Source organism: Chryseobacterium sp. WX, assembly GCF_029542485.1.
Lineage (GTDB): Bacteria > Bacteroidota > Bacteroidia > Flavobacteriales > Weeksellaceae > Chryseobacterium > Chryseobacterium cucumeris.
The window spans coordinates 922610-948075 of sequence record NZ_CP120710.1; the positions used below are offsets into that span (position 1 = coordinate 922610).

General features: G+C 34.9%; 28 protein-coding genes. 19 read left to right on the top strand and 9 right to left on the bottom strand.

Annotated features, from left to right (window positions below; genetic code table 11):
- The first annotated feature begins 197 nt into the window (after positions 1 to 197).
- The 3 genes from PZ898_RS04105 to PZ898_RS04115 all read left to right on the top strand — a co-directional run bounded on the left by PZ898_RS04105 (position 198) and on the right by PZ898_RS04115 (position 1577).
- On the top strand, positions 198 to 593 hold the full coding sequence (locus tag PZ898_RS04105; RefSeq protein ID WP_120231201.1) for a VOC family protein: 396 nt from the start codon (positions 198 to 200) through the stop codon (positions 591 to 593).
- A 113-nt stretch (positions 594 to 706) separates the two neighbouring features.
- Positions 707 to 1294: a DMT family transporter gene (locus tag PZ898_RS04110; RefSeq protein WP_277694875.1), complete on the top strand. Its 588-nt coding sequence runs from the start codon at positions 707 to 709 to the stop codon at positions 1292 to 1294.
- Entirely contained in the window at positions 1269 to 1577 is a 309-nt protein-coding gene (locus PZ898_RS04115; RefSeq protein ID WP_277694876.1) for a DMT family transporter, read from the top strand. The genes PZ898_RS04110 and PZ898_RS04115 overlap by 26 nt, the downstream gene beginning before the upstream one ends.
- 78 nt (positions 1578 to 1655) lie before the next feature.
- Here the strand turns inward: PZ898_RS04115 and PZ898_RS04120 are convergent, their stop codons facing one another.
- A complete protein-coding gene (locus PZ898_RS04120) occupies positions 1656 to 2438 on the bottom strand; it encodes a YdcF family protein (protein ID WP_216444536.1) in 783 nt (260 codons plus the stop codon).
- A gap of 647 nt (positions 2439 to 3085) precedes the next feature.
- Between PZ898_RS04120 and PZ898_RS04125 the strand changes: the two genes are divergently transcribed.
- Positions 3086 to 3847, top strand: coding sequence for a class I SAM-dependent methyltransferase (locus tag PZ898_RS04125; protein ID WP_216444535.1), 762 nt, complete (start codon positions 3086 to 3088; stop codon positions 3845 to 3847).
- Between the two features lie 99 nt (positions 3848 to 3946).
- On the opposite strand, the gene PZ898_RS04130 is transcribed toward PZ898_RS04125, so the two are convergent.
- On the bottom strand, positions 3947 to 4186 hold the full coding sequence (locus PZ898_RS04130) for a SymE family type I addiction module toxin (protein WP_034697863.1): 240 nt from the start codon (positions 4184 to 4186) through the stop codon (positions 3947 to 3949).
- Between the two features lie 150 nt (positions 4187 to 4336).
- Between PZ898_RS04130 and PZ898_RS04135 the strand changes: the two genes are divergently transcribed.
- The 10 genes from PZ898_RS04135 to PZ898_RS04180 all read left to right on the top strand — a co-directional run bounded on the left by PZ898_RS04135 (position 4337) and on the right by PZ898_RS04180 (position 13398).
- Complete coding sequence (locus PZ898_RS04135; protein WP_277694877.1) at positions 4337 to 4747, top strand: helix-turn-helix transcriptional regulator; 411 nt, start codon at positions 4337 to 4339, stop codon at positions 4745 to 4747.
- 2 nt (positions 4748 to 4749) lie between these two features.
- Positions 4750 to 5166 (top strand): DNA mismatch endonuclease Vsr, encoded by a 417-nt coding sequence (vsr, locus tag PZ898_RS04140; protein ID WP_277694878.1) that lies wholly within the window; start codon positions 4750 to 4752, stop codon positions 5164 to 5166.
- A 122-nt stretch (positions 5167 to 5288) separates the two neighbouring features.
- Positions 5289 to 6509 (top strand): DNA (cytosine-5-)-methyltransferase, encoded by a 1221-nt coding sequence (dcm, locus tag PZ898_RS04145; protein WP_277694879.1) that lies wholly within the window; start codon positions 5289 to 5291, stop codon positions 6507 to 6509.
- Positions 6475 to 7791 (top strand): MvaI/BcnI family restriction endonuclease, encoded by a 1317-nt coding sequence (locus PZ898_RS04150; protein ID WP_277694880.1) that lies wholly within the window; start codon positions 6475 to 6477, stop codon positions 7789 to 7791. Before dcm ends, PZ898_RS04150 begins: the two co-directional genes overlap by 35 nt.
- A gap of 472 nt (positions 7792 to 8263) precedes the next feature.
- Complete coding sequence (locus PZ898_RS04155; RefSeq protein ID WP_277694881.1) at positions 8264 to 10378, top strand: carboxy terminal-processing peptidase; 2115 nt, start codon at positions 8264 to 8266, stop codon at positions 10376 to 10378.
- 150 nt (positions 10379 to 10528) lie between these two features.
- Positions 10529 to 10861: a metalloregulator ArsR/SmtB family transcription factor gene (locus PZ898_RS04160; protein WP_277694882.1), complete on the top strand. Its 333-nt coding sequence runs from the start codon at positions 10529 to 10531 to the stop codon at positions 10859 to 10861.
- A gap of 176 nt (positions 10862 to 11037) precedes the next feature.
- Positions 11038 to 11511: an SRPBCC domain-containing protein gene (locus tag PZ898_RS04165; RefSeq protein ID WP_277694883.1), complete on the top strand. Its 474-nt coding sequence runs from the start codon at positions 11038 to 11040 to the stop codon at positions 11509 to 11511.
- Between the two features lie 209 nt (positions 11512 to 11720).
- A complete protein-coding gene (locus PZ898_RS04170; protein ID WP_062669347.1) occupies positions 11721 to 12299 on the top strand; it encodes a DUF1801 domain-containing protein in 579 nt (192 codons plus the stop codon).
- 17 nt (positions 12300 to 12316) lie between these two features.
- Complete coding sequence (locus tag PZ898_RS04175) at positions 12317 to 12715, top strand: DoxX family protein (protein WP_062669345.1); 399 nt, start codon at positions 12317 to 12319, stop codon at positions 12713 to 12715.
- A 128-nt stretch (positions 12716 to 12843) separates the two neighbouring features.
- Positions 12844 to 13398 carry a DUF4256 domain-containing protein gene (locus tag PZ898_RS04180; protein ID WP_062669343.1) on the top strand — a complete coding sequence of 185 codons (555 nt, stop codon included), beginning with the start codon at positions 12844 to 12846 and terminating at the stop codon, positions 13396 to 13398.
- 10 nt (positions 13399 to 13408) lie between these two features.
- On the opposite strand, the gene PZ898_RS04185 is transcribed toward PZ898_RS04180, so the two are convergent.
- Positions 13409 to 14371, bottom strand: a complete 963-nt coding sequence (locus PZ898_RS04185) for a hypothetical protein (protein WP_277694884.1) — start codon at positions 14369 to 14371, stop codon at positions 13409 to 13411.
- 311 nt (positions 14372 to 14682) lie between these two features.
- Between PZ898_RS04185 and PZ898_RS04190 the strand changes: the two genes are divergently transcribed.
- Positions 14683 to 15186, top strand: a complete 504-nt coding sequence (locus PZ898_RS04190; RefSeq protein WP_277694885.1) for a hypothetical protein — start codon at positions 14683 to 14685, stop codon at positions 15184 to 15186.
- A 48-nt stretch (positions 15187 to 15234) separates the two neighbouring features.
- On the opposite strand, the gene PZ898_RS04195 is transcribed toward PZ898_RS04190, so the two are convergent.
- Positions 15235 to 16263, bottom strand: a complete 1029-nt coding sequence (locus tag PZ898_RS04195; RefSeq protein WP_277694886.1) for an aminotransferase class I/II-fold pyridoxal phosphate-dependent enzyme — start codon at positions 16261 to 16263, stop codon at positions 15235 to 15237.
- 85 nt (positions 16264 to 16348) lie between these two features.
- Here PZ898_RS04195 and PZ898_RS04200 point away from each other — a divergent pair, with 85 nt between their 5' ends.
- Entirely contained in the window at positions 16349 to 17002 is a 654-nt protein-coding gene (locus PZ898_RS04200; protein WP_277694887.1) for a metal-dependent transcriptional regulator, read from the top strand.
- Between the two features lie 258 nt (positions 17003 to 17260).
- On the opposite strand, the gene PZ898_RS04205 is transcribed toward PZ898_RS04200, so the two are convergent.
- Positions 17261 to 18151 carry an EamA family transporter gene (locus tag PZ898_RS04205; RefSeq protein ID WP_238349624.1) on the bottom strand — a complete coding sequence of 297 codons (891 nt, stop codon included), beginning with the start codon at positions 18149 to 18151 and terminating at the stop codon, positions 17261 to 17263.
- Positions 18152 to 18287: 136 nt separating this feature from the next.
- Between PZ898_RS04205 and PZ898_RS04210 the strand changes: the two genes are divergently transcribed.
- Together PZ898_RS04210 and blaIND are read left to right on the top strand one after the other, a co-directional pair.
- Positions 18288 to 18761, top strand: a complete 474-nt coding sequence (locus PZ898_RS04210) for an Lrp/AsnC family transcriptional regulator (RefSeq protein WP_202840594.1) — start codon at positions 18288 to 18290, stop codon at positions 18759 to 18761.
- A gap of 162 nt (positions 18762 to 18923) precedes the next feature.
- Positions 18924 to 19652 carry an IND family subclass B1 metallo-beta-lactamase gene (blaIND, locus tag PZ898_RS04215; RefSeq protein ID WP_114822359.1) on the top strand — a complete coding sequence of 243 codons (729 nt, stop codon included), beginning with the start codon at positions 18924 to 18926 and terminating at the stop codon, positions 19650 to 19652.
- 52 nt (positions 19653 to 19704) lie between these two features.
- On the opposite strand, the gene PZ898_RS04220 is transcribed toward blaIND, so the two are convergent.
- The 4 genes from PZ898_RS04220 to PZ898_RS04235 all read right to left on the bottom strand — a co-directional run bounded on the left by PZ898_RS04220 (position 19705) and on the right by PZ898_RS04235 (position 24021).
- Positions 19705 to 20880 (bottom strand): aminotransferase class V-fold PLP-dependent enzyme, encoded by a 1176-nt coding sequence (locus tag PZ898_RS04220; protein ID WP_277694888.1) that lies wholly within the window; start codon positions 20878 to 20880, stop codon positions 19705 to 19707.
- Between the two features lie 100 nt (positions 20881 to 20980).
- Entirely contained in the window at positions 20981 to 22120 is a 1140-nt protein-coding gene (locus tag PZ898_RS04225) for a hypothetical protein (protein WP_062674847.1), read from the bottom strand.
- A gap of 26 nt (positions 22121 to 22146) precedes the next feature.
- Positions 22147 to 22983 (bottom strand): TssN family type VI secretion system protein, encoded by an 837-nt coding sequence (locus PZ898_RS04230; RefSeq protein ID WP_238590625.1) that lies wholly within the window; start codon positions 22981 to 22983, stop codon positions 22147 to 22149.
- 120 nt (positions 22984 to 23103) lie between these two features.
- Positions 23104 to 24021 carry a type VI secretion system baseplate subunit TssG gene (locus PZ898_RS04235; protein ID WP_238590626.1) on the bottom strand — a complete coding sequence of 306 codons (918 nt, stop codon included), beginning with the start codon at positions 24019 to 24021 and terminating at the stop codon, positions 23104 to 23106.
- A gap of 485 nt (positions 24022 to 24506) precedes the next feature.
- Between PZ898_RS04235 and PZ898_RS04240 the strand changes: the two genes are divergently transcribed.
- Positions 24507 to 25298: a S1/P1 nuclease gene (locus tag PZ898_RS04240; RefSeq protein WP_047374592.1), complete on the top strand. Its 792-nt coding sequence runs from the start codon at positions 24507 to 24509 to the stop codon at positions 25296 to 25298.
- Positions 25299 to 25466: the final 168 nt, after the last annotated feature.

The window sequence follows — 25466 nt, forward strand, 5'->3', positions numbered from 1 at the left end:
GTTCAATGGTTTGAAAAAAAATTCGTAGTGAAAATTAACCCTTGACAAGGTTCTCTTGCAGACTCCCAGTTTTTCATCATAATTTGCCCCTTTTACATTATGTTAAATTAATCAAAGGAAATACAAAATCTTGCCACATGGCAGTTTTTCTTCTGTAAAAACAGAATACCTTTATCCTAACCAAAAAATAAAATAGTATGAAACCTAAAATGATCTGGGCCAATCTGGCCGTAACCGACCTCGAACGCACACAGAAATTCTATACTGAACTGGGATTCAGACCTAATAGCCCACACAGTTCCAATGAGCTGGTAAGTTTTTTTATGGCTGGAAATGAATTGGTTGTTCACTTTTTCTTAAAAAATATCATAGAAAACAACCTGAAAAGCATGAAATTTGGAGATCCTCAAAGCTCCAACGAAATTATATTCACCCTTTCTGCAGAAAGCAAAAGTCAGGTGGATGAATGGGCTGAAGAAGTAAAAAATGCTGGTGGAACCATTGTTTCAGAGCCTGAGAGCTTTGGAGAAAATTACTACGGTTTTGTATTTGCAGATCCGGATGGACACAAGTTCAATGTATTTTTTATGTAAACTTTCAAAATATTTTTCCCTATATTTGACATTCAACAGATCAATATGAACCGCTCGAACTGTCTGCCTCCTCCGGCACCTTAATAAATTCCAATTTTACAGTTCATTCTCAAATGAAAAAATCATATTTATTATTACATCTGGCCGTAATTCTGGCCGGATTTACAGGTGTATTCGGGAAATTGATCACTCTTAACGAAGGTTTACTGGTCTGGTACAGACTCCTCTTCTCCTCTATTATTTTGTTCTTTATTGTAAAGCTCTTGAAAATTCCAACGGATATTCCTTTCCGGGGAAAAATTCAGATTTCAAAAGCCGGCTTACTGCTTACGCTCCATTGGCTTCTTTTCTATGCCAGTATAAAATATGCCAATATATCCATTGGTGTGGTGTGCTACTGCCTGACAAGTTTTTTCACAGCTTTATTCAAACCTGTTCTTGATAGGGAGAAATTCAAGCTTTCAGAATTACTTCTCAGTACGTTAACGATTGTAGGAATCAGTTTAATATTTCACTTTGATACTTCCTATCAGCTTGGGATTATATTAGGCGTCTTTTCATCGGCATTTGGGGCTTTGTATACGATTTATAACAAACGTCTGGTGAGTCATTTTGATACCAAAATTATCAACTATTATCAGATGATTGCCGGTACCTTTATGCTGGGGAGCATTTTTGCCCGTATATCTCCTCTATTTTAAGTCAGATAGCATAGTTCCTGACTTAAAAAACACGGCTTATTTGGGCGTTTTATCGCTTTTTTGTACCGTTGGCTTATATGTGATGTTTGCAGAGGTTTTGAAGAAAATTCCGGCATTTACCGTTAACTTAACATACAATCTGGAGCCTGTGTATGCTATTATTATGGCGTTCTTATTTTTCGGAGAAAGCAAAGAAGTGAATCTTTCGTTTTATATAGGATTGGTCTTTATTATTGCTTCTGTGGTTTTGCAGACGGTAATTTCTATTAAGAAAACAAAATAAAAATCAAAGCTTTTTAAACCAAAACCGGACACCTAAGTTAGTTTAAGTGTCCGGTTTTTATATCATAGTTTTAAATAACTATCCATTCAATCCCAGGCTGTTATACAGCTGCACCTGCCATATTCCCAACACTTCTTTGAGCATCACAAAAGTAAATGCTGCATTATAGCTGTTAGGAAATACAGTAATTTCAGTATCTATAAAATCTGAGGCTTGTGGAACCGGGTTTAATCCAAATGTCTGAAACAAAGCCATAGACCTTTTCATATGAAACCCGGAAGTAACCAGGTATACATCAGAAGGAGCCATCTGCTGTAAGATCTTGCTGGAATATTTTGCATTTTCATATGTGTTCATGCTTTTATCTTCTTTTATGATATCAGCATCTGATATTCCCATCTTTTTAAAATTTTCACTGAATAATTCTGCTTCACTTTTGTGTCCTCTTCCCTTTCCGGAAATCAGTATTTTACAAGGCAGATTATTGGTCTTGTATTCATGATACAACTGATAAGCCGTTACCATTCTGGAATAAGACATGGTATGCAGCTTTTCTGTGTGTTCAAAATCTACAATTCCACCTCCCAATACAACAATAACAGGGTTTTGAGGAGGTTTATTTTTAGTCACAATTGTACCCACATAATTTTTCTGCAGATATCCGGAAGTCAGTTTTCCCAGAAAGCCATTTCCTATGAAAATGATCATTAAAACGGCAAAAAAGCCAACTCCTATTCTCAGATTTTTGCGTTTGTTTTTTCTTTTGAGCAGAGCAATGATGACTACCGCAAGAAATACTAAGAAATAAGGTTCTGTAAAAAGCTGAACAACACGGAATAAAAGGTCTAATAAAAATTTCATTTTCGAATACTATTGATTAATGCCGGAAGGCATAGAAACCTCAAAGATAAGGCAATTTCCTGAGTATCGTTTTCCACAGCATTAGACTATTAAAAATGATCAGAATAATTTCGTCTCATTTTTCTTTCTGTTTATCCAATTATTTTATACATTTGCAAACAACACACTTTTTAGTGTGTTAACGAAAACCAAATACCTACCCAGTGAAAAAGCAGAATAGTATCGCCATTTTTATGACCGTACTCCATATATTTTTGGACAGACATTTTTGTAAAGAAAAAAACAAAAACTCTTCCCAAAGTATAAAGAAATGATTTCTCCTTTAAACAGCTGAAATCAAAGAATATGATCTTTTGCGAATCAAACAGATCCCGCAAATTATTGTATAAACATCTGCCTAATCACCAAAATCTGCTAACGAAGCTCCCAGCACGTTTAGTAATCATCCTTGGTTTTTTTTAAAACAAAGAAAATCAATGCTTTAAAACTTAACATTCACATCAAAATAAGATCTTTCACTGATTGATTACCGGACTCTGTTTATTAAAAAATCTTAAACAGATTTACTCTCAAAATTAATATTGCCTCAATGCAATATGGTTTTTAATAAGATACATTTGTCTTGTAACTTTAATACAATCAATGAAATGTCAACAGTTCTCAAAACATTTGTAGCTTATCTTAAAAGACCTGCTCTTTATCCTGAACTGGGCAGAAAAATCATTAAAAATACGGTAAGCAGAAGAAGTCCGTTCAAAGGAAAAGCAAAAACAAATTCCTGGGCTGCCTCCATAGCAGTTTCCCAAAAAGAAGCGGTTTCCCGACTTTTCTCTATGAATACCGATCACTTCAGATCTACCTTTGCTGATATTCTGGAAAAAGCCAGTTTAAAAGAACAAGAATGTCCTATTACCATGGGTGGACCTGGTGCTCTGGAGCTTATTTATTACGCCTGTGAATTTACCAAAGCACAAAACGTTCTGGAAACAGGTGTGGCGTATGGATGGTCTTCTTTGGCCATATTGCTTTCCCTTCAACAAAGAAATGGTACACTCTACAGCTCAGATATGCCTTATCTTGCTCAGGATGGTGATCAGTATGTAGGATATGTTGTTCCTGAAAACCTTAAAAAGTATTGGCAGTTATTCCGTTTTGCAGACAGAGAATCATTACCTAAAATTTTTAAAAAGGTTTCTTCTTTTGATGTTTTCCACTATGATTCTGACAAAAGTTACCACGGAAGAATGTGGGCTTACCATCAGATTTATAAAAGATTGAAGCCTGGCGCAGTCTTTATTAGCGATGATATTGGCGACAATTCCGCTTATCAGGATTTTTGTATTAAAAAAAACATCGAAACGACTGTAGTAGAATACAATGGAAAGTATATCGGTATTTTTATAAAATAAACAATCTAAAAATCTCCCGCAGATCAAACAAATATCACAGATTATAACTCTAAAAAGATCTGCTCAATCTCCAAAATCTGCGAGAAACCATCAAAGAAATCATACTGATCCCTCATAATCCACTTCTCTTTCCAAAATAATCTGGTTCCTGCTTACCGTAACCAATATTTTATCTCCTGCCTTAAAACCACATTGCTGTACCCACTTCCCTGCTATTCTTATTTCGGGGAAGTATACTATTTTGCCATACGCTCTTGAAAATGATTTGAGGAAAACCGTAAGGTAACGATTGTTCAGTTCATTATATTTGCTGCTATTCATTCTTCTTTTTCTTTTCATAGGTGTTATTTTTCTACAAATGAAGGGATAATAAGAAGGATAAACCATCTGAGGAATAGATATTTTATTCTGAAAGAGGGATATTTTAGAATAGTATTTATTTTAAAACAGAGCTTTATTTTTTTGTTCTAAAGCTTTATATTTGTTATTATGAGTTACACAGATATGCAAAATAAGAAAATACATCAGGGTAGAAATATAAAGCGTTTCCGAGAAATGCTGGGGATCAAACAGGAAGCACTCGCTTTTGAACTTGGTGAAGACTGGAACCAAAAGAAAATCTCCCTTTTAGAGCAAAAAGAAACCGTAGAATCTGATATTCTGGCGCAGGTAGCTCAAATTTTGAAAGTTCCCGCGGAAGCGATTGAAAATTTTGATGAGGAACAGGCGGTGAATATTATTTCTAATACTTTCAATACACATGACCATTCAAACGGTGTAAATGTTCAACCTACTTTTACTTTCAATCCTCTTGATAAGATGATTGAGCTTTATGAGCGCATGCTTCAGCAGCAGAAGGAAATGATTGAGAAGTTGGAAAAGCTAATAGAAAAAAAATAAAAATGGCTGACGTCCATAGTAAAGAAACCAGAAGCTATAATATGAGCAAAATAAAAGGCAAAAATACCAAGCCTGAAATGCTCGTACGTAAATTTCTTTTTGCTAATGGATTTCGCTATCGTCTTCATGATAAAAAATTACCTGGCAAACCAGACATTGTTCTGCCAAAATATAAAACAGTAATATTCGTACACGGTTGTTTCTGGCATGGACACGAGGGATGCAAATACTTTGTAGTTCCAAAAACCAGAACAGAATGGTGGTTGAATAAAATCAATCATAATATTGAAAATGATAAGAAGTCAAATATTGCATTACAAAACGAAGGCTGGAAAATAATAATTATTTGGGAATGTCAATTAAAGAAAACAAAGGTAGAAAATACATTCATACAATTAATACAAGAAATTAAGCAATAAATATCTTAAGCAATGTATTCATAAGAGTTTTTTCTAAAATCCAAGTGTATATTAAAAGCAATCAAGTCAAATCAATTTTGTAACTTTGGATGATTAGAAATAAAAGATACAAGACATCTGTAATGACAACCTACAGCGATATAAAAGAACAATTAAACATAAAGATTGACAAGCACTTAAACGATGGTTTTGCTCATTTAACACATTATTGGCAAAATCACAAAAATGGTGTTTCTCAGTACTTTAAATCTCATGCAAAAGAATATTTGCAAAACGAAATTTTATCTGTAATTAAAGAACCTGAACAACTTTATATACCATTTGCATATGATATACCATTCCCACCAAATGCAAAACCAAAATTTAAGTTTATAGATTTATTTGCTGGTATTGGAGGAATTAGATTAGCATATCAAAATCTTGGAGGAAAGTGTGTATTTTCAAGTGAATGGAACAATTTTGCAAAAAAAACATACGAAGCTAATTTTGGCGAAGTTCCATTTGGGGATATAACCCAAATTGATGAAAAATCAATTCCTGATCATGATATACTTTTAGGAGGCTTTCCATGTCAGCCATTTTCTATTGCTGGAGTTTCAAAAAAAAATGCATTAGGAAGAAAACATGGATTTTTAGATGAAACACAAGGAACTTTATTTTTTGATATTGCACGAATTATAGCATATAAAAAGCCAAAAGCTTTTATGTTGGAAAATGTTAAAAATCTTGTTTCTCATGATAAAGGAAACACTTTTAAAGTGATAAAGAAAACTTTGGAAGAACTAGGATATTCAATACATTTTCAAGTATTAAATGGTAAACACTTTGTGCCTCAAAATCGTGAACGAATTTTAATAGTTGGTTTTAGAAATGAAATTTTCAATCATAGTGAAAATTTCAGTTTCCCAAAACTTCCTGAACCAAATTCAAAAATTAAAGAAATTCTGGAAGAAGACATTGATCCAAAATATACCTTATCTGACAAACTCTGGAGTTATCTCCAAAATTATGCGGAAAAACACAAGGCAAAAGGAAATGGATTTGGATTTGGTTTAACTGACTTGAATGGAATATCAAGAACAATTTCGGCAAGATATTATAAAGATGGTTCAGAAATATTGATACCTCAAAACGGAATAAATCCCCGAAGACTAACTCCAAGGGAATGTGCAAGACTACAAGGTTTTCCTGATAATTTTTTAATTCCTGTTTCAGATAATCAAGCATACAGACAATTTGGAAACTCAGTTACTGTACCATTAATTCAAGCGGTAGGAAAGCAATTAGTAAAATCTTTATTAGCTAACAATGAATCTGCAAAATCTCAAAAAGCTATTCATTGATAATGGCTGCCAAAAGTTATATGTAAAAAAACTTTCACCAAATGATAATTCAAAAAATCAGGTTTATTTAGGAGGAAGTTTTGAGATATTAAATATTTTTCCACTTTCTGAAATAAAGACAGAAGAAGCTGGAGATTGGAACATGGAGCGATTTAAAGCTTCTATTAATTTTTCGTGGATTGGTGATGATGGAAATATATACCCAGCTCCAAATTCTCAACTTATCTTATATCCAAAATATCCTGAGGTGAGATTTTCCGGGTTTTTAAAGAAATGTGAAAACCCACCTTCCGAGTTAATGACCCAAAGATTGGCAGATAGACTTTTGTTTTTAAGTATTTCAGATAAAGGTAAAATTTTAGGTTATGTAACTTCACCAACATCAGAGCTTGCAACTGAATTTAATGCATTACAGCCAGACGATGAAATTGGAATTTTTAAAGTTATCAATTTACCTAGAATAGTAAACAATAAAGCCCGACTTCTTGATGAATTATATCGTATCCATCAACTTAATTGGATTATTTCAAAACGACTAGACAAAAACGGAAATATTTTACCCTGTACTTCTTCAAATTGTGGAGGTTACACATTGGAAGCTGAATTGGGAATTACTCCAAACGGTTATTCTGAACCTGATTTTTTAGGTTGGGAAGTAAAACAATTTGGAGTTTCAAATTTTGAGCGTATTAATTCTTCAGTTATCACTTTAATGACTCCTGAGCCGACAGATGGGGTTTATAAAACGCAAGGAACTGAAGAGTTTTTAATAAAATATGGATATGCTGATAGAACCGGACGAGAGGATCGTATAAATTTTGGAGGAGTACATAAAAATGGATTACGTCATACATCTACAAATCTTGAAATGCAATTAATTGGTTTTGATGTTGAAAGTGGAAAAATCCGAAATTCTAATGGGAGAATTGCCTTAGTTGATATTGATGGAAATGAAGCAGCTTCATGGAGTTTTTCGTCAATGCTTTTGCATTGGAATAGAAAACATAATCAAGCATGTTATGTACCTTCACTCTCAGAAAAAATAAATGAAAGAAAATATAAGTATGGAAATAAGATTATTTTGGGCACAGGTACAGATTTCCAATTATTTTTAAAACAAATGGCAGTAGGAAATATTTATTATGATCCTGGTATTAAAATGGAAAATGTTTCAACAAGACCAAAAATCAAAAAAAGAAGTCAATTCAGAATTAAATCAAAATTTTTAAGTGAGCTTTACATAGATAATGAAATAGTTACACTACCAATTGATGATCAGTAAACTATTATTATTTATGAGTTTACTAAAGTTCTGATAGCTCTTTTAAAATATAAAAATTACAAGATTTTATTAATTATTAAAGTGGAGACCTGATTCTCCATTTTTATTTTAATAGTAAGGCTTTCAATTATATAAGAAAAATTTCAAAAAAATACGTAGTTAAATAACTACACAGGCATTTGTAGTCAAGTAACCCATGATGTATTTAAGAAGAAATATGTTTCAGGAAATAGCAGATCCTACAAAAAATCTATATTTATATTGAAGACAGACAAAGTCTTCAAACCTTAAACTTATCTTAAAATCCCACTCCACAACTCCTTATTATCAATATTTTTCATACATTCACGTGATTTTATAAAAGTATATTGAAAACTCTTGTTTACTACTATTTTCAATCATTAAATTGGAAAATACATCAATTAATAGCAATAAAAAAGCATAGTTTCCAATTAAAAGCACAATCAGAGATATGTTGAAAAATTTTAAAACCGTTCGTTTATTACTTCTTCTTCCGCTTACATTTTTCGTGTTCGGTTTTCGTCCTCCTCTCAATGAAGAAGAAAAGATGCAGATCATCATGGTCAATACAAAGAATATTTTGTCTTATCTGCATTACAGCCCCAAACCTATTAATGATGCGTATTCAAAAGAAGTTTATAAACAGTATTTTGAATCTATAGATCCTACAAAAACCTATTTCCTGCAATCTGATATGGATGAGTTTCGTAAATATGAAACCAAACTGGATGATTATCTGAACACGGGAGATTTGACTTTTTATAAACTGACAGTCGATAAATTGTATCAAAGGATTGATGAAATTGATAAAATGACGAAGGATATCTTCAGTAAACCCATCAATCTGGAAGAAGATGAAATACTGACTTTAGAACCCAAACTGAAAAATGCACCAGCCAACAAACAGCAGCAGTACAATGAATGGAGGAAATATGTGAAATACAATATTCTGCAGGAGATAGAATCCATGAACAGGAAAAGCGAAGAAAAGAAGAAGGAAGGTTCTAACAATAAAGAAAACACCAGTAAGCCTGAAGTGCTGAGCCAGGATGAAAAGATAAAAAAAGCGACAGAAAATGTGAAAGATCTTCTGGAAGAAAAATTTATCAGATTCAGGAAAAGGCAAAAAATGGATTGGTTTACTGTATATATCAATGCGTATACTCATATTTTCGATCCTCATACCAATTATTATTCACCGCAGGGAAAGAAAGATTTTGATATGGACTTCAAAGGAAAAATCATCGGGATAGGCGCCGTAATTCAGGAAAAGAAAGGAAACCTCTATATCGGTACATTATCCATTGGAGCTCCGGCATGGAAGACCAAGCAGCTGACTGAAGGTGATAAGATCTTAAAAATAAAATCTACTCCCGATACTGATCCTGTAAACGTTGTGGATATGCTTTCCAGCGAAGCCATTAAATTAATCAGAGGTGAAAAAGGAACGCCAATCACTTTAACCGTACAGAAAAAGGACGGAACGATTCAGGATGTGACCATTATCCGTGAAGAAATATTGATTGAAGATACTTTCGCTAAAAGTATTATCATCAATGCATCCGATAAAAAATACGGGCTTATTAATCTACCCAAGTTCAATGCGGATTTTGAAGATAAGGACGGCAGAAATGCTTCTGATGATATTAAAAAAGAAATCATCAAACTTAAAGAACAAAATATCCAGGGAATTGTTTTGGATCTTAGGGGGAACTCTGGCGGTTCTTTAACGGAAGTTGGTGATATTATGGGACTTTTCATGGATGCAGGCCCTTATGTACAGGTAAAAGATGGAAATGGAAAGATTACCACATTAAAAAATAAAAATGAAGTTCCCATCTGGAACGGCCCACTGGTAATTCTGCAGAATGAATTGTCTGCTTCCGCAGCAGAAATTTTAGCCGGTGTGATGCAGGATTACGGAAGAGCAGTTATCATGGGTTCTCCTGTTTCGTATGGAAAAGGAACGGTACAGGTATTTGTAGATTTGAACAGGTTTTTAAATACGGAGGAAGATTTTGGTTCCATAAAACTAACCATTCAGAAATATTACAGAATCACCGGAGAGTCTACCCAGAGAAAAGGTGTAAGCTCAGATATCCAGATGAAAGATATCTTTTCTTATGCAGACATCGGTGAAAAATATGATGACTATGCATTAGCCTGGGATAAAATACAGGGGACTAGCTTCAATAAACAAAACTTTCTTAATATTCAGGCCTTGCAGAAAGTAAGTGCAGAGAGAATTGCTAAAAACGATAATTATAAGCTATTACTTGAATACGCTCAATGGAAAGAAAATCTGGGTAAGGAAAAAACAGTGCCTTTGAGCATACAAAAATACAGCGACCTGATGAAGCAGAGAAAAACTCAGGATGATAAGTTCAAAGTATTAAAAACATTAGAAAGTGGTCTTACATTTACCATGTATCCAAAAGATATTGAAAGAGAGAAAAATGACGCCGCATTCAAAAATAAATCGGAGGTATGGATTAAAAATCTGCAAAAAGACCTCTACCTGCAGGAAGCCATAAATATCGTTGAAGATCTGGAAGTAAGATCTTAAGCATACTTCCCTATTCTCATATAAAAATTCAAAGCTCAACAATGTATTACCTTATATTGTTGAGCTTTTTTCATTATAATCAAAAATTTATTACAAAATATTTGCGTAGCTAAATAACTACACATATATTTGTAGTCAAATAACTACACGATGAATTTAAGAAGAGATGTATTTCAGGCGATAGCAGATCCTACAAGACGGTCTATATTGATGTTAGTAACGACACACTCGATGACAGCAGGAGCCATTGCCTCCAATTTTGATACGGCAAGACCCACTGTTTCAAAACATCTCCAGATCCTTACAGAATGTGAACTGCTGCGATCTGAACAAAACGGCAGAGAAATTATCTATCACCTAAATCCCAATAAAATGAAAGAAATAGCCGATTTTATAGAACCCTTCCGCAACATGTGGGATGAGAAATTCAACAAGCTGGAAAGTGTGATGAAAGCGTATCAGAATGTGAATAATAAGACATAAAAGATGATAGACGGATAGATAATAGACAAGGGCATCAAAATTTAACTGGGGGATGTCAATAGTCAATTTTGCTTCGCAAGTGGAATCGTCAATTATCAGTGAATAGGATGACAACCTTGAACTCTTTCCTCTAATACTCTCCCACTCTAACACTCTCAAACCCTCAAACTCAAAATATGGAAATTAAAACAAAAATCCAGGCAGAAGACGGCAAACAGGAAATCTTCATCATCAGAGAATTTGACCTTCCCGTAGAACTTCTTTTCAAGGCGTATACAGAAGCTGAATTGTTCGAACAATGGATGGGAACGAAAGTAACCCATTTCGAAAACAAACAACATGGAAGTTACCGCTTTGAAACATCAAACCCTCAGGGCGATGTGGTTTTCAGTGCCAATGGAACTATTCATGACATTGTTCAGAATGAAAAAATTATAAGAACTTTCCAGATGGAAAACACCCCATTTCCGGTTCAGATGGAATTTTTAGAATTTGAAAAGTTAACGGACACCACCAGCAAAATCACGATCCAAACCATTTATAAATCTGTAGACTTTAGAGACCAGCACCTGAAAATGCCTTTTGCACAGGGTATTAATATGGCGCATAATCGTCTGCAGGAATTGTTGGGTGGTGAGAGGAAGAGATAATAGACGATATGGGATACGTGTTTCGAGGTGCGGGGTGCGAGGTTTATAAACTACCCTGAATAACTCGAATCCTGAAACCCGAAACTCTCCCACTCTAATACCCTCAAACCTGAATAACTCAAATCACACCCCAAAATAACCCGAATCCCACATCCAGTAACCCAAAACTCTCCCACTCTCAAACCCTCAAACACATAAACCCAGAACTCATGAATCCAAAAGTTAATTTTTTCTTCGAAAATGCCGGACAATGGCAGGAAGAATTTGAAAAATTAAGAGCTATTGCCCTTAGTACTGAGCTTGTAGAAGATTTAAAATGGGGCTGTCCCTGTTATACCTATGAAGGGAAAAATATTTTCCTGATCCATGGTTTTAAAGAATATTGTGCGCTTCTCTTCTTTAAGGGAGCTTTGATGAAAGATCCTGATCATATTTTGATTCAGCAGTCTAAAAATGTACAGGCCGCAAGGCAGATTCGTTTTACCGAAGTAGCACAAATTAATGATTTAGAGGAAGTTCTTCGCTCTTATATGTTTGAAGCCGTTGAAATAGAAGAATCGGGTGCTAAAGTAGAAATGAAGAAAACAAAAGAGTTTGAAATGGCTGAAGAATTTCAGGAAAAGCTGGATCAAGATCCTGCATTACAGGAAGCTTTTAAAGCATTAACTCCCGGAAGACAAAGAGCTTATCTCCTCCACTTCTCCTCTGCAAAACAATCTAAAACCCGTGAAGCCCGCATTGAAAAATGCATCCCGCAAATCATGGACGGAATAGGATTAAACGACTAATTATATAAAAAACAATCATGAACACACCACAACCCTCACAAAAAAGAACAAAAATCATCTATTGGATATTCACCCTTTGGATGGCTTTGGGAATGGTTTCAACAGCCATTGTCCAACTGATGAAAAACAAAGATGAACTGGCCAATTTTACTAATCTCGGCTATCCTTCTTATCTGATGACCATCATCGGAGTCTGGAAAATTCTGGGCGTTATGGCCATCTTAATTCCTAAGCGACTAATACTCAAAGAATGGGCTTACGCAGGATTTTTCTTTGTCATGTCAGGCGCTGTAATTTCCCATCTTATCGTTGGTGATACGGCCGGCAGAACTTTTCCTGCGGTATTATTATTGGTACTGGTCATTATTTCCTGGTATTTCAGACCTGCAGAAAGAAAAATTACGATTACTGATTAATAATTTTAGAGATTCAGAAATTTTATCACAGGTAAAATCCTTTCGTCTTTAAACAAACCATTATTAATAAAATTTGCGTCTTCGCGATTTCCAACAACACCAATCAACATAACAAAATAAAATCTGACATGAAAAAGAAACTAACCCAGGAACAAATCAACGAGCTTTTGAAAACACTAAAAGCCCGTTTTGAAAAAAATATGAACCGTCATAAAGATCTGAAATGGGAAAAAATCCAACAAAAACTAGAAGCCCATCCCGAAAAGGTCCGTTCTTTATACGAAATGGAAACTACAGAAGGTGAACCTGACGTGGTAGATTATAATAAAAAAACAGATGAATACTCTTTCGTTGACTGTTCTCCGGAAAGCCCCAAACGCCGAAGCCTATGCTATGATTATCCTGCCTGGGATGCCAGAAAAGCCAACAAACCGGAAAGCAATGTCATTGATACCGCTTCTGAAATGGGCATTGAACTTTTGACAGAGGAAGAATATCGTCAACTTCAGGAATTGGGAAAATTTGACCAAAAGACTTCAAGCTGGATCAAAACACCACCGCAGATCCGTGAACTTGGAGGTGCTATTTTCTGTGACAGACGGTACAATACTGTATTTACTTATCACAACGGTGCAGATTCTTATTATGCCGCAAGAGGATTTCGAGGTTTATTAAAAGTATAAAGGAGAATTCTTAGCTGGGATCTCTCAACCAGGGAGATTCCACACTCCAGAAAATAATATTAACGCCAAGATAGTTTTCAGCATATTCTGTAAATTCTTCTTTGATAAAAGGTTTTTTCGTTTTCGGGTTTTTATATGTCAGCGTCGGCTCCTGAACGGCCATGGCTACAAGAGAAAGCTTTCCTTTATACTGATTAAAAAAAGGATAAGAGTTTTTCATTTGTGCTTTTTTATCAGGAACAATATCTGGTCCACCCAATCCGATATTATTTTTATACGCAAAATCGAACAGTCTGGACATATATTGGTGATCATTTTCCCATTCACACGGAAAGAAATTAACATATTGCAATACGTAAGACTGATGGAAAGCAGTTCTTGCAAATTGTAAATTTTCCAATTCAGCCTGAAAATAACGGTCGCAGCTAAATCCTGTTTTATCTTTTTTCATATCAATATCTATCGCTGTTTCCGGAAGATTAATCCCCTGTATTTTTCCGTCAAATTGCTTTGCCAGCTCACCTATCAGCTTCTGAAATCTCATTCGGACCGCTGGATTCCATTGCTGGGTAGCCCAACCGTTTCCAACTGGTTTATTTTCACCCGGATTATCATACTGAGGAATCAATCCTCCTTTATACTCTTTATCTTTCAACACATACTCCGGAATATATTTTGCCTGTGGTTCAAAAAATCTGTCCTGAAGCTGGATAAATAGCTTTTTGTTAAGACTTGTCAGATAATTCAGATCTTTCTCAATAACAGAAAAATCATATACATCTTTTGATGTTTCCAAAGCTTTCCAGTTATAGACAATCTGTACTCCGCCGATATCTTTACGGGTAATCAGTTTTTCAATTCCATGCAGATCTCCCGAGGAGGTATAAATATAATTCTGAGGAGTCTGTCCCCCGACAAAACATACACCTAAAATAAATAATCCTAAGCCCAGCACTTTAGCACTCTTTTTCATTACAATCAATTTTAAAGAGTAAATCATTTTTCATGCCTAAAAACATCAGACATTTTTAGGAGCATTAAAATAGTATTTCATGATGAGCAATATTTTTAAACATTTTTGTGCACTTAGATAAAGCATAATTAACATGCCGTAAGTATTAGTAATTTCAATGTATTTTTTTAATTAATATTTTTCTTTAAAATCCATTTTATTAAATATTAATTTTCACCAAAAAATCATTATCTCTTCATATCCTATTTTTAATATACAAATACTATTATTATTTTAGCAGAATAGAAATTTGATTTTTAACAATTAAGGATATGAAAAAATTAATCTTATTGGGCGCTGTATCAGCTTTTTTAATCAATTGTAATAAGAAAACTGAAGTTCCGGCTCCCAAAGTAGAAGCAGATACCATTGCTGTGGAAGAACCTGTAATAGATACTCTTGGACCAAAATCGTTCTGTTATATCGGAACAACAGGGAAAGACAGTGTTTTTGCTTCTATTGATGACAATTTAGGAACAATCACCGGAAAATTATCTTATAAAAACAGTGAAAAAGATAGTTCAAAAGGAGATCTAACGGGTTTCAAATCTGGAGATACCCTGAAACTAACTTATGAATTCAGCTCTGAAGGTAAAAAGAATAAAAGAGATATCTACTTCCTTCAAAAGGATAATGTTTTGACGGAAGGTATTGGTGATCATAAAGAAGAAGACGGACAATCTAAATATGCTGATGAGAAAAAGATAAGTTATAAAGACGGACAGAAGCTAACACCTGCAGACTGTAAAATAGTCAACGAAGCTTTGAAAAAATAATCCATTATAAAAACAAAAACAGCCTTGGAAAAAGGCTGTTTTTTTATGCTAATTCTGTTCAATAATTTCAATAAAACGGTTCACAGCTTCATCTTCTGTGCTCCATGAAGTAATAAGACGAATGGCTGAAAAATTTTCATCTACTTTCTTCCAGACATAGAATTCAAATTTTTCAGATAATACCTCTATAAGTTGGTTACTGAGAATAGGAAAAATCTGGTTGGTATAGGTATCGGAAAGAAAAGCCGTTCCTTTTTCCTGCAACGCTTTTTTAATTTTCATCGCCTGCTGATTGGCATGTTGTGCCAGCTCAAAATACAGATTGTCTTTCATGAGTTCCATAAATTGAATTCCCAACAGTCTTCCTTTTGCCAATAACGCTCCTTTTTGTTTGATATTAAAAGCAAAATCTTCCTGTAGCACCGGATTATTAATTACGATTGCCTCTCCTATCAAAGCTCCGTTTTTAGTTCCTCCAAGATAGAAAATATCGGTAAGAGCAGCTACTTTTTCCAGGGTAAGATCACTGATCTCTGCTGTTAGCCCATGCCCAAGCCTTGCGCCATCCATAAACAGGTATAATTTATTTTCCTTACAAAATGCGGAGAGTTCCTCCAGTTCTTTTGCCTGGTAGATTGTTCCCAGCTCTGTAGAATTGGAAATATAAACCAGTTTAGGCATCACCTGATGTGGCACATTACTGTGTCCTTCTAAAATTGGAACAATATCAGAAGGTTTTATTTTTCCATCTGCCGTTTCAATGCTAAGTACTTTATGACCTGTAGCTTCAATAGCTCCTGTTTCATTATTCAGAATATGCCCGGGAGCAGCAGATATTACACACTGATAAGGTTTTAGAATTGCAGAAATAACAATTAAGTTAGCCTGCGTTCCTCCAGAAACTAAAAAAACTTCCGAATCCGGATTGCTGATTTTTTTTTTAATTAATGCTTTCGCTTTTAATGAATACTCATCTTCTCCATAGCCAGCCTGCTGTACAAGATTATACTGCGAAAGGGCCTGTAAAATATTAGGATGGCAGCCTTCAGAATAATCGTTTTTGAATGAAAATTTCATAGAGTAAAAGTAAAAAAAGTTAAAATAACAAGAGTCAACTTTTCATTTTATTTTGTTAGATTTGTACTGAAAATCATCTAACATTTTGAAAACAACCCTAACAGAGGAGAATTACCTGAAAGCTTTGTTTCATTTAGTTGACAATGAAGGAAAGGTTACGATTAATGAGCTCAGCAAATTTTTAAATGTAAAAATGCCGAGTGTCAATAATATGATGAAGAAATTTGCGGAAAAAAAGTGGGTCATTTATGAAACCTACAAACCCTTAATCGTTACAGAAAGTGGAAGACGTGAAGCTGCCCTGGTGGTTCGTAAACATCGGCTTACCGAAATGTTCCTGGTTAAGAAAATGAATTTCGGCTGGGAAAACGTTCATGAGATAGCAGAACAACTTGAGCATGTGCATTCTCAAATCTTCTTTGATAAAATGGACGAAATTCTGGATCATCCTAAATTTGATCCTCATGGAGAACCTATTCCTGATAAAGATGGTAATATTATCGCTCAGGATTTACAAAAATTAAGCAGTTGTGAACCAGGAGAAAATGTAACTTTTGCTTCTGTTACCCTTTCTGATGATGCTTTTCTGACATATCTGAACGACAGAAAATTGCTGCTCGATACAAAAGTGAAAATTGTAAAAATAGAAAGTTTTGATAAATCCATGACGATAGAAATTGAGGGAAAGACAGAAATTTTAAGCAAAAAAGCTGCTGAGAAAATACTCGTAAAGAAATAAATCATTACAACTGAAAAAATAAACCTAACAGGCTTTTGAGACCTGTGAGGTTTGCTTTAATTCATCAAAAAATTTAAACCATTAAGGAAGATTTAAGAAATAAAGTATAGTTAAGATAAATCATTCTGATTTTCAGCTTACAGCGAAACTTTACTTATGCTAAACCTAACAGGTTTTAAAAACCTGTTAGGTTTAGCATTTTACCAAAAGCACTATAAAAACTCAACGCTAATATTTTTCAATTTAAAATAATTTAAATCAGTCTGCTCTTTCCTGTATTATTTTGACTTTCTTAGGTTTTATGCTCAACAGAAAAATAGTTGAAATAATAAATATACTTCCAATCCAATCGATTAAAGAGTAAGAAACATTAAGCCAAAGCACCGCTAAGATTGTGGCAGAAAGAGGTTCCATAGACGCAAGAAGACTTGTTTTCTGACCTCCAATGATCTGAACAGCCGACAGATAAAAATAAAAAGCGATCAATGTCCCGAATAGTACAATAAATGCCGTATACCCAAATGTCTGCATGTCCCATACTCCCTGAATATCCCATGGAGCTTTTACAAAACTGAATACGATGCCCGCACAAAACATTCCCCATCCAATGATGAGAGAAGATTTGTATTTTGATAAAAGTTTCACCGGCTGTAATGTATAAACAGCCAATGCAACAGCTGAAGCCAGACCAAAGAACAAAGCTATTCCCGAGACAGAAAGACTGGATGTATCTCCATGAGTTACCAGTAGAAAAGTTCCTAAAACCGCTAAAACAATCGCTGCTATTTCAACCAGAACAGGAACTCTTTTATTTTTAAAAGCAAGATATACAGCAATGATAACAGGTCCTGCATACTGCAGAACAGTTGCAGTAGCAGCATTAGAATATTTTATAGCTGCAAAGTAAGTATATTGAACTGCCAGCATTCCTGTAATGCTGAAAACAACAAGTTGTATAGCGTCTTTTTTATTTTTCCAGATCTCAAAAAGCTCTGTTTTATCTGCAAGTTTTGCATACAGCAAAAGGCATATCCCCGAAATGAGTAAACGTATGGTAATAAGCCATTCAATATTAATACCCCGCTGTTGAAAAAGAAATTGTGCAAATGTCCCGGAAACACCCCAAAATAAAGCAGCTAGTACTGCCAAACAAAAACCTTTTAGTACATTCATAATGATAAATTCTATTTGAAATGCAAAATTGCATCAAATATGACTTGATTTTTCACGAAATTTGAGTATAAATTTGCAATTTTGTTTCATAAAACTCTTTAATTTTGAAAAAATGAATGAACTTGATCAATTTGACCTGCAAATCCTTGAAATTCTGCAAAAGAATAATCTTACTCCACAAAGAGATATTGGAGAACATATAGGGCTATCTGCTGCTGCAGTACAGAGACGAATCAAAAGAATGCGGGAAACGGGAATCGTCAAAGCAGATGTTTCTGTGATTGATACGGAGAAAGTAAAACATTCTGTTACTCTTATTGTAGAAGTTTTTCTTGAAAGAGATAAAATTGACCTGATAGATCAAGCGCAAAGACTATTTACTTCTGCTCCGGAAGTTCAGCAATGTTACTACGTAACGGGAGAATCGGATTTTGTACTGATCATTGTTGTTTCTTCTATGAAAGATTATGAACAGCTTACCCGCAGAATATTTTATGGGAATGATAATATCAAACATTTCAGAACATTAGTCTCCATGAATACAGTAAAATCAGGACTTGAAATTCCAATTAATATGTTGCTATAACATTATAATATGCGGAAGTAATTTTACCTGAAATCGTTAAAAAACGGTTAAACTCTATTTTTAAAAGAGCCGAAAATTTATTTTTACCTAGGTTTGCAAAACTTTCTACAGGCTTTGTCTTTCCGGCAAATACCCAACCTTTAACTATTACTTAAAAAAATTATGAAAAAAAGCATTCCGTTTTTTATTATTTCGATGTTGCTAAGTCCATTGGCAACGGCTCAAACCACTCAGGTAAGAGATTTTGTCATTGAACCACAGATTCAGCCCAATTTTTATATTTATAAAACTTTCGGAGTATTCGGAGGAAAAGAATATTCTACCAATGCTGTTTATCTGGTGACCAAAAAAGGGGTTGTCTTATTCGATGTCCCTTGGCAGAAAACACAGTATCAAAGTCTTTTGGATACTATTCAGAAAAGACATAACCTTCCTGTTATTGCGGTATTTGCAACTCATTCGCATGAAGACAGAGCCGGAGATTTAAGCTTTTATAATAAGAAAGGGATCAAAACCTACGCTACAGCTAAAACCAATGAGCTTTTGAAGAAGGATGGAAAAGCAACTTCTACTGAACTTATTAAAACAGGAAAACCTTATCGTATTGGTGGAGAAGAATTTATAGTAGACTTTCTTGGGGAAGGACATACTGCCGATAATGTAGTGGTATGGTTTCCCAAATATAAAATACTGGACGGAGGATGTCTTGTCAAGAGCAAAGCAGCTGTTGATCTTGGGTATACGGGAGAAGCCAATGTTGCCCAATGGCCTCAAACCATGACAAAACTGAAAAACAAATACTCACAGGCAACTTTGATTATCCCCGGACACGATGAATGGAAAGGAGGCGGACACGTAGAACATACACTTGATCTTCTGAATAAAAAATAAATTTGAAGCGCCCTGGCGAATGCCAGGGCGCTTCGATTTTTAAACCATCATATTAATGATTACTATTTTCTAAAAGTTGTGATACTTTTTCAATTTCTTCCATGGTATTGAAGTAATGAGGGGATAATCTGATCGCATGGTCTATATTTTTAAACGTAAAATCAATTAATGCATCCTGTCTGCGGTTTTCCTTAAAAAACACATTATGATCACTCAAAGCTTTATGAATCTTTTCAACCTTTCCATCTGCCTGGCAAAAAGTCACAATACTGCTTAATCTGTTCCCTTTATCCAGAACTCTGAAACCATTATTCTGCAGATTAATTCTTAAAGTATCGGTCAACTTCCGGTTATAATTCTCAATTTGATCCATTCCTATTGCATTGGCATAACGTAAAGCTTCTGCAAATCCAGCTAAAGCAGCATAAGGTCTTTCAAAAAGTTCAAATCTTTTAGCAGTATCATGGAGCTGAAAATCATCAAATGATGTCCATTGAGCACCAAAACTATCTAAAAACAGAGGATACATTTTCTGGTTTAATACTTTATCTGAAACGTATAAAAATCCAGTTCCCCTGGGCCCTCGCATAAATTTCCTTCCGGTTGCCGTCAGAAAATCACAATGGATTTTTTCTACATCCACCACAATCTGTCCAACTGACTGACAGGCATCCACAAGATACAGAACATCATACTGTTTACATAACTTCCCCACTCCTTCCACATTCTGAATTAAACCGGAATTGGTAGGAATATGAGTAACCGCAATTAATTTGGGATTATGCTTTTTGATCAGATTTTCAAAATCTTCAAGATCCAATTCATGGTCAGGAAGATTGGCCACTCTGATGATTTCAATACAATATCTTTTCCGTAAAGAAATAAAAGCAATCTGATTGGATATATAATCATCATTGGTGGTAATAATACAGTCACCTTCTTTAAAATCAATACTGGACAAAGCTTTTGCATATCCATCTGTAGAACTGCTTACAAATGCAATATGGGAAGGTTTTGTATTAATCAATTTTGCAGTCTCTTCGTAAAACTGATTGATGATACCCGGGTTTCGTACCGCTGCTGCATACCCTCCCGATTCCTGTTCCTCATATAAAAACTTAATGGTAGTCTCCACAACAGATTTAGGCATTAATGAAGCCCCTGCACTGTTTAAAAATATCTTATCCGAACATCCCGGAGTATCCTGTCTTATAACCTGTAAATTCATTTTTATCAATCCTTACAACAAATTTAATTTTAATTTTTTCTAAATAGGCCTATAAAAAATCCCGAATTTTCATCCGGGACTCTATTTTTACTCAATAATTTTAATCTAAAACACTCCAACCTCTTTTTGGATTCGTGTTTGTGGAAACTTCCTGCTCATTAACAATGATATTTTCTTTTCTCTGACCAATATAATCGAGTTCGCTCAGTTTAGAGAAGATAATTTCAAGGCTTCTCAACATCTGTTGAATGTAAAGCAATGGTTCACCACAATTATGGTGATCGTAATTCGTTTCTGCTACAATAGAAAGCTGGTTCAATAAGGTATGAGGGGCAATTTCACTCCACTCTAAGCTGTAGTTCAGCATTTCCTCCAGTTCTGCAGGAACAAGAAGCTGGGTTGAATTGTATAAATGAAGCGCCAGTCTTGCAAAAGACTCAATTAAAAATACAGGCGGCTGCCAAGGGGTAACATTTCTGAACTGGAAATACATATCTCCAAAAGTATTCACCATGGTAGTACACAAGAACTTAACGTTTTGTGCCAATGCTGTATTCTGATTTTTATGGGATGCTTTCTGAATAATTTTAAAAGCATACTGCTGAAGGTTTCCGATAGACTTCGCATAGCTGCTATAATAATCCACCAAAGCCGGATGACTCTGTACAGAAGTACAAGGCGGAATAAAGTTAGAATCCACCTGAGCAATATTTCCTTTTAAATCTACCTTACCGATGATAAGATAATTTCCTCCGGAATAGCTGCTGTTCAAAGACGTTACGGGAAGCAGTTCAATATGGTGATTCGGCTGTGCATTCGGGTGGCGTGGCGGAATTTCCTCAGGATCAATATCTCCAAAAGGTACTTTATCAAAAGGATTTACAGAGATCAGAATATAATATTCACCATCAGCCTGTTCTTCATTCATTGATTTCGCCAATGATTTCACGCTGATCCTTCTGTCTGTGAGTTCAATACGGTATCCTGCCATTGTCACAGCGCTGCAACGCTTAATTACAAGCTGTACATCATTGGTTGCCGTGTTGTGAACGTCAAAAATGGTACGGTCTGTAAATTCGTTCGAAATAGGTAAAAGCCCGTAGTTATATGTAGTAATTCCAAGGGAATTGGAATCTCTGATGGTATCAATTAAGAAATTATCCTGATCATTAAGGTGTCTCTGGGAAACCTTCATCCCGTCCACCCAATTGATTGCAAAATGTTTAATAGGCTGTATCATGTTTAATACTTTTTAATTTTTTGTGTTTATGATTTTCTTTTGACTCCCTCCTCTTCATGCTGAATAACTCGCTTACAAATCACCACTTCATTTTCAGAAATGTTGTTTGTCGTAATGTCGTGGTCGAAATCTATATATTTTCTAAAGCTGAAAAACGATTTTTTAGTGTAGAAGATCCAGTAATAAGGTTCATTTCCTTCGTCTGAAAGATGAATAATGGAACCTGGATTTTTGTGGTTGTAATCATCTACTACTCTATAGAACCAATCTCCGAAAGTAACCCCTGTAGGAAGTGTTTTCGCTTTAATTCTGAAACGGTTGGTATCTTCCAGTTTTTTGCTCAGTTCAACATTCAGGACCATTAATCTGTCAAAATCTGCCCCTTCAAAATCAGGAAGCTTCTGCTCCGGTGAATATCTCCATGTTTTATAAATATCAAAAGGAATACTGATAAACTGAATATAGCAGTAATAAAACACCATCGGAACCACAAAGATCACCATACTTGTTGCTGCCATCACAGCATATCCTGTACCTTTACTCATCCAGTTGAAGATCAGGGTGAAAAGATATCCGCCCAAAGCGATACACGTTAATGAAAGGATAGACTCAAACAGAATACTCATTGCCAGAGAATCGATGTGCTTTTTGAAATATTTATGCAGTAAGTTTACGTGAATAATCCCAAAAATAAGATAGATCACCTGCGCAATAAGGTACCAGTACGGATTAAAAAGGTTCCCTGCAAATCCAAAAACGCCCGGGATAGCCAGACACAAACTGCAAAGGAGTACATATATAATGATCACCTTAATTTTGATCGCAGGTTTATTTCTCCTGATTACACCGAGTATAACCATCATAATAATTGCGATTAAAGGCATTAAGATATACCTTAAAAAAATACCTTTTACTGAAGAAATTTCCATTTGTTTCTTTTCGAATTTATACTTTGTTGGTAGCTGTAAATATAATAAAATAATTTAGAGGAATGTAGAGTATCCAAGGCGGCTGGCATTTCTTTCATCGTCTTCAAGACTGAATGAATATTCCTCTTTTTCTGTGACAAAATTCTCTTCCACATCCACTGTTACAGGAAGAAAATAGTCATACAATGACTGAAGCACATTTCTGAACGGACTTCCCGGAATATACTTCTTCATATCCCCATAAGGAATTGGTCCAATGTTCACCACCCAGTTTCGCTGCCCGTCCATATGAGGTCCGCTTGGAATATAGGTGACTCCCAATCTTGAATTTCCCAGTAACATGGAATCATCATTTTTCTCGATTCCGTCAATAATATTAGGTGAAAAAGTAACCTGTACCGGTACCTGCAGAAAAGCAGTCAAACATCTTTCAAACCATCTTTTATCTCCTCTGATCTGATGGAAAAAAGGTAAAATGTGCATAAAAATATAGGCACTCTGCTTATCCAGCATTTTGATCATGGGCCAAAGTTCACTTACTGTGTCCAGTAAAGAATCGGTGCTGCTTGTAATATCAAATTCTGATTCTTTAAGCAAAGCACTGATTTCCGTAAAGAATACTTCCAGCTCAAAAGGCCGGAAAAACTTACGGGCATCATCTTCTACCCTTTTCTGCTTCCTGATTTCCCTTACCACCGTATCTACATTCTTTCTGGAAGCTCCCAGAGACGGTGGATGGAATAAGCCTTCCGGAAGATAGTCGTAAATACCTTCTCTGTAGCTCTCTATCGTAAAAACTTCCTCATCAAATCCTAAATAACTGCTTGAAATACTTTTGATGTCTTTTAGGTAAGCACGGTCGTTCACACCGACACGCTCAATGAATATATTACTTACCGCACGGTGGTATTTCAAGAGGTTTACAGCTACAGCTTCAGCCTTAAAGTCTGTCTGCAGCTTATTGTAATGCATATCTACAATATTATTCTCATACATAGTGTTTCCTCTGATTATGACTTGTAAAGATAATATATCTCATAAGTTTGAAAAAATATTTTTACAACAATTTTATTCTAAAAGTAGTAATTTATTGACAGTAATAGGAATAATTTTCTACAAATTCCGTGAAAATACGGTAAATACCCTATTTATTTGTTTTTTATTATTTAAAATTAACTATTCAGAATCAATCGATTAAAGGGTTTTAATTTATAGTTTAAAGTTCAAGGTTTAAAATTTAAAGTGTAAGATTGTGATTCAGATTTTAAACTGTAATCCGTATTGTTCTATCCTGTTACCTTTATTACCGGAAAAATCCAAGCGTCAAACCTACTGTAATTGCTTCTTTTATTTAAATTAAATTTTATTAACATCATCATATGGAATAAATTCAGGATAAAGCATGCTCATTCCGAAAGCGGGCCGTATCTTTGCAGACTGAAAATTGTTATTAAAAAATGAAAAGTATTTATTCTAAAATTCTGATTTTAGCATTCATGGCCTCTTCACTTTATTCTTATGCGTGGGGATTAACGGGACACAGAGTGATTGCAGATATTGCACAAAACCACCTTTCCCGCAAAGCAAGAAGAGAGATTAAAAAGATCATGGGAAAAGAGCGTCTGGCTTACTGGGCAAACTGGCCGGATTTCATCAAATCTGATACTACAGGTGCATGGAAGCAGGCTTCATCATGGCATTATGTAAACATTGATCCGATGACTGATTTTAAAGCTTTTGAACAAAATTTAAAAGCACAGGCAGGACCAAGTCTTTACACTCAGGTAAATACATTGTCAAGCCAGATCAAAGACAAAAACACTTCTGAAAAAGACAGAAAAATTGCTTTAATCTTCCTCATCCACATTATGGGAGATCTTGCACAGCCACTTCACGTAGGGAGAGCGGAAGATTTAGGAGGAAACAAAATCAACGTTACCTATTTCGGGGAAAAAACCAATTTACACTCTGTATGGGATGGGAAATTAGTAGATTCTCAAAAATACAGCTACACTGAATATTCCAAGCTTTTAGATATCAAATCTAAAGAAGAAGTAGCACAGATCCAATCCGGAACACTGGAAGACTGGTTGTATGATTCTCATAAAATCGCCAACAAAATCTATGCACAGACTCCAAACGATTCTAAGCTATCTTACGACTATCAGTACAAGTTCAATGAAACGATGGAAAGACAATTGTTGTACGGAGGATTGAGACTGGCAAAAGTATTGAATGAACTTTTCTAAGTAGAATTTCGGGTTGCAAGCTCGGGTTATTTAACCCAAAACAATTTAAAATATAACTCTTAGAGATAAAAACGGGACTTCGGTTTCGTTTTTTTTGTTTAAGGCTTAGGATTTAGGATTTAGGATTTAGGGAAATTATAAAGTTTGTAAATGAACTTACCTCTTTTA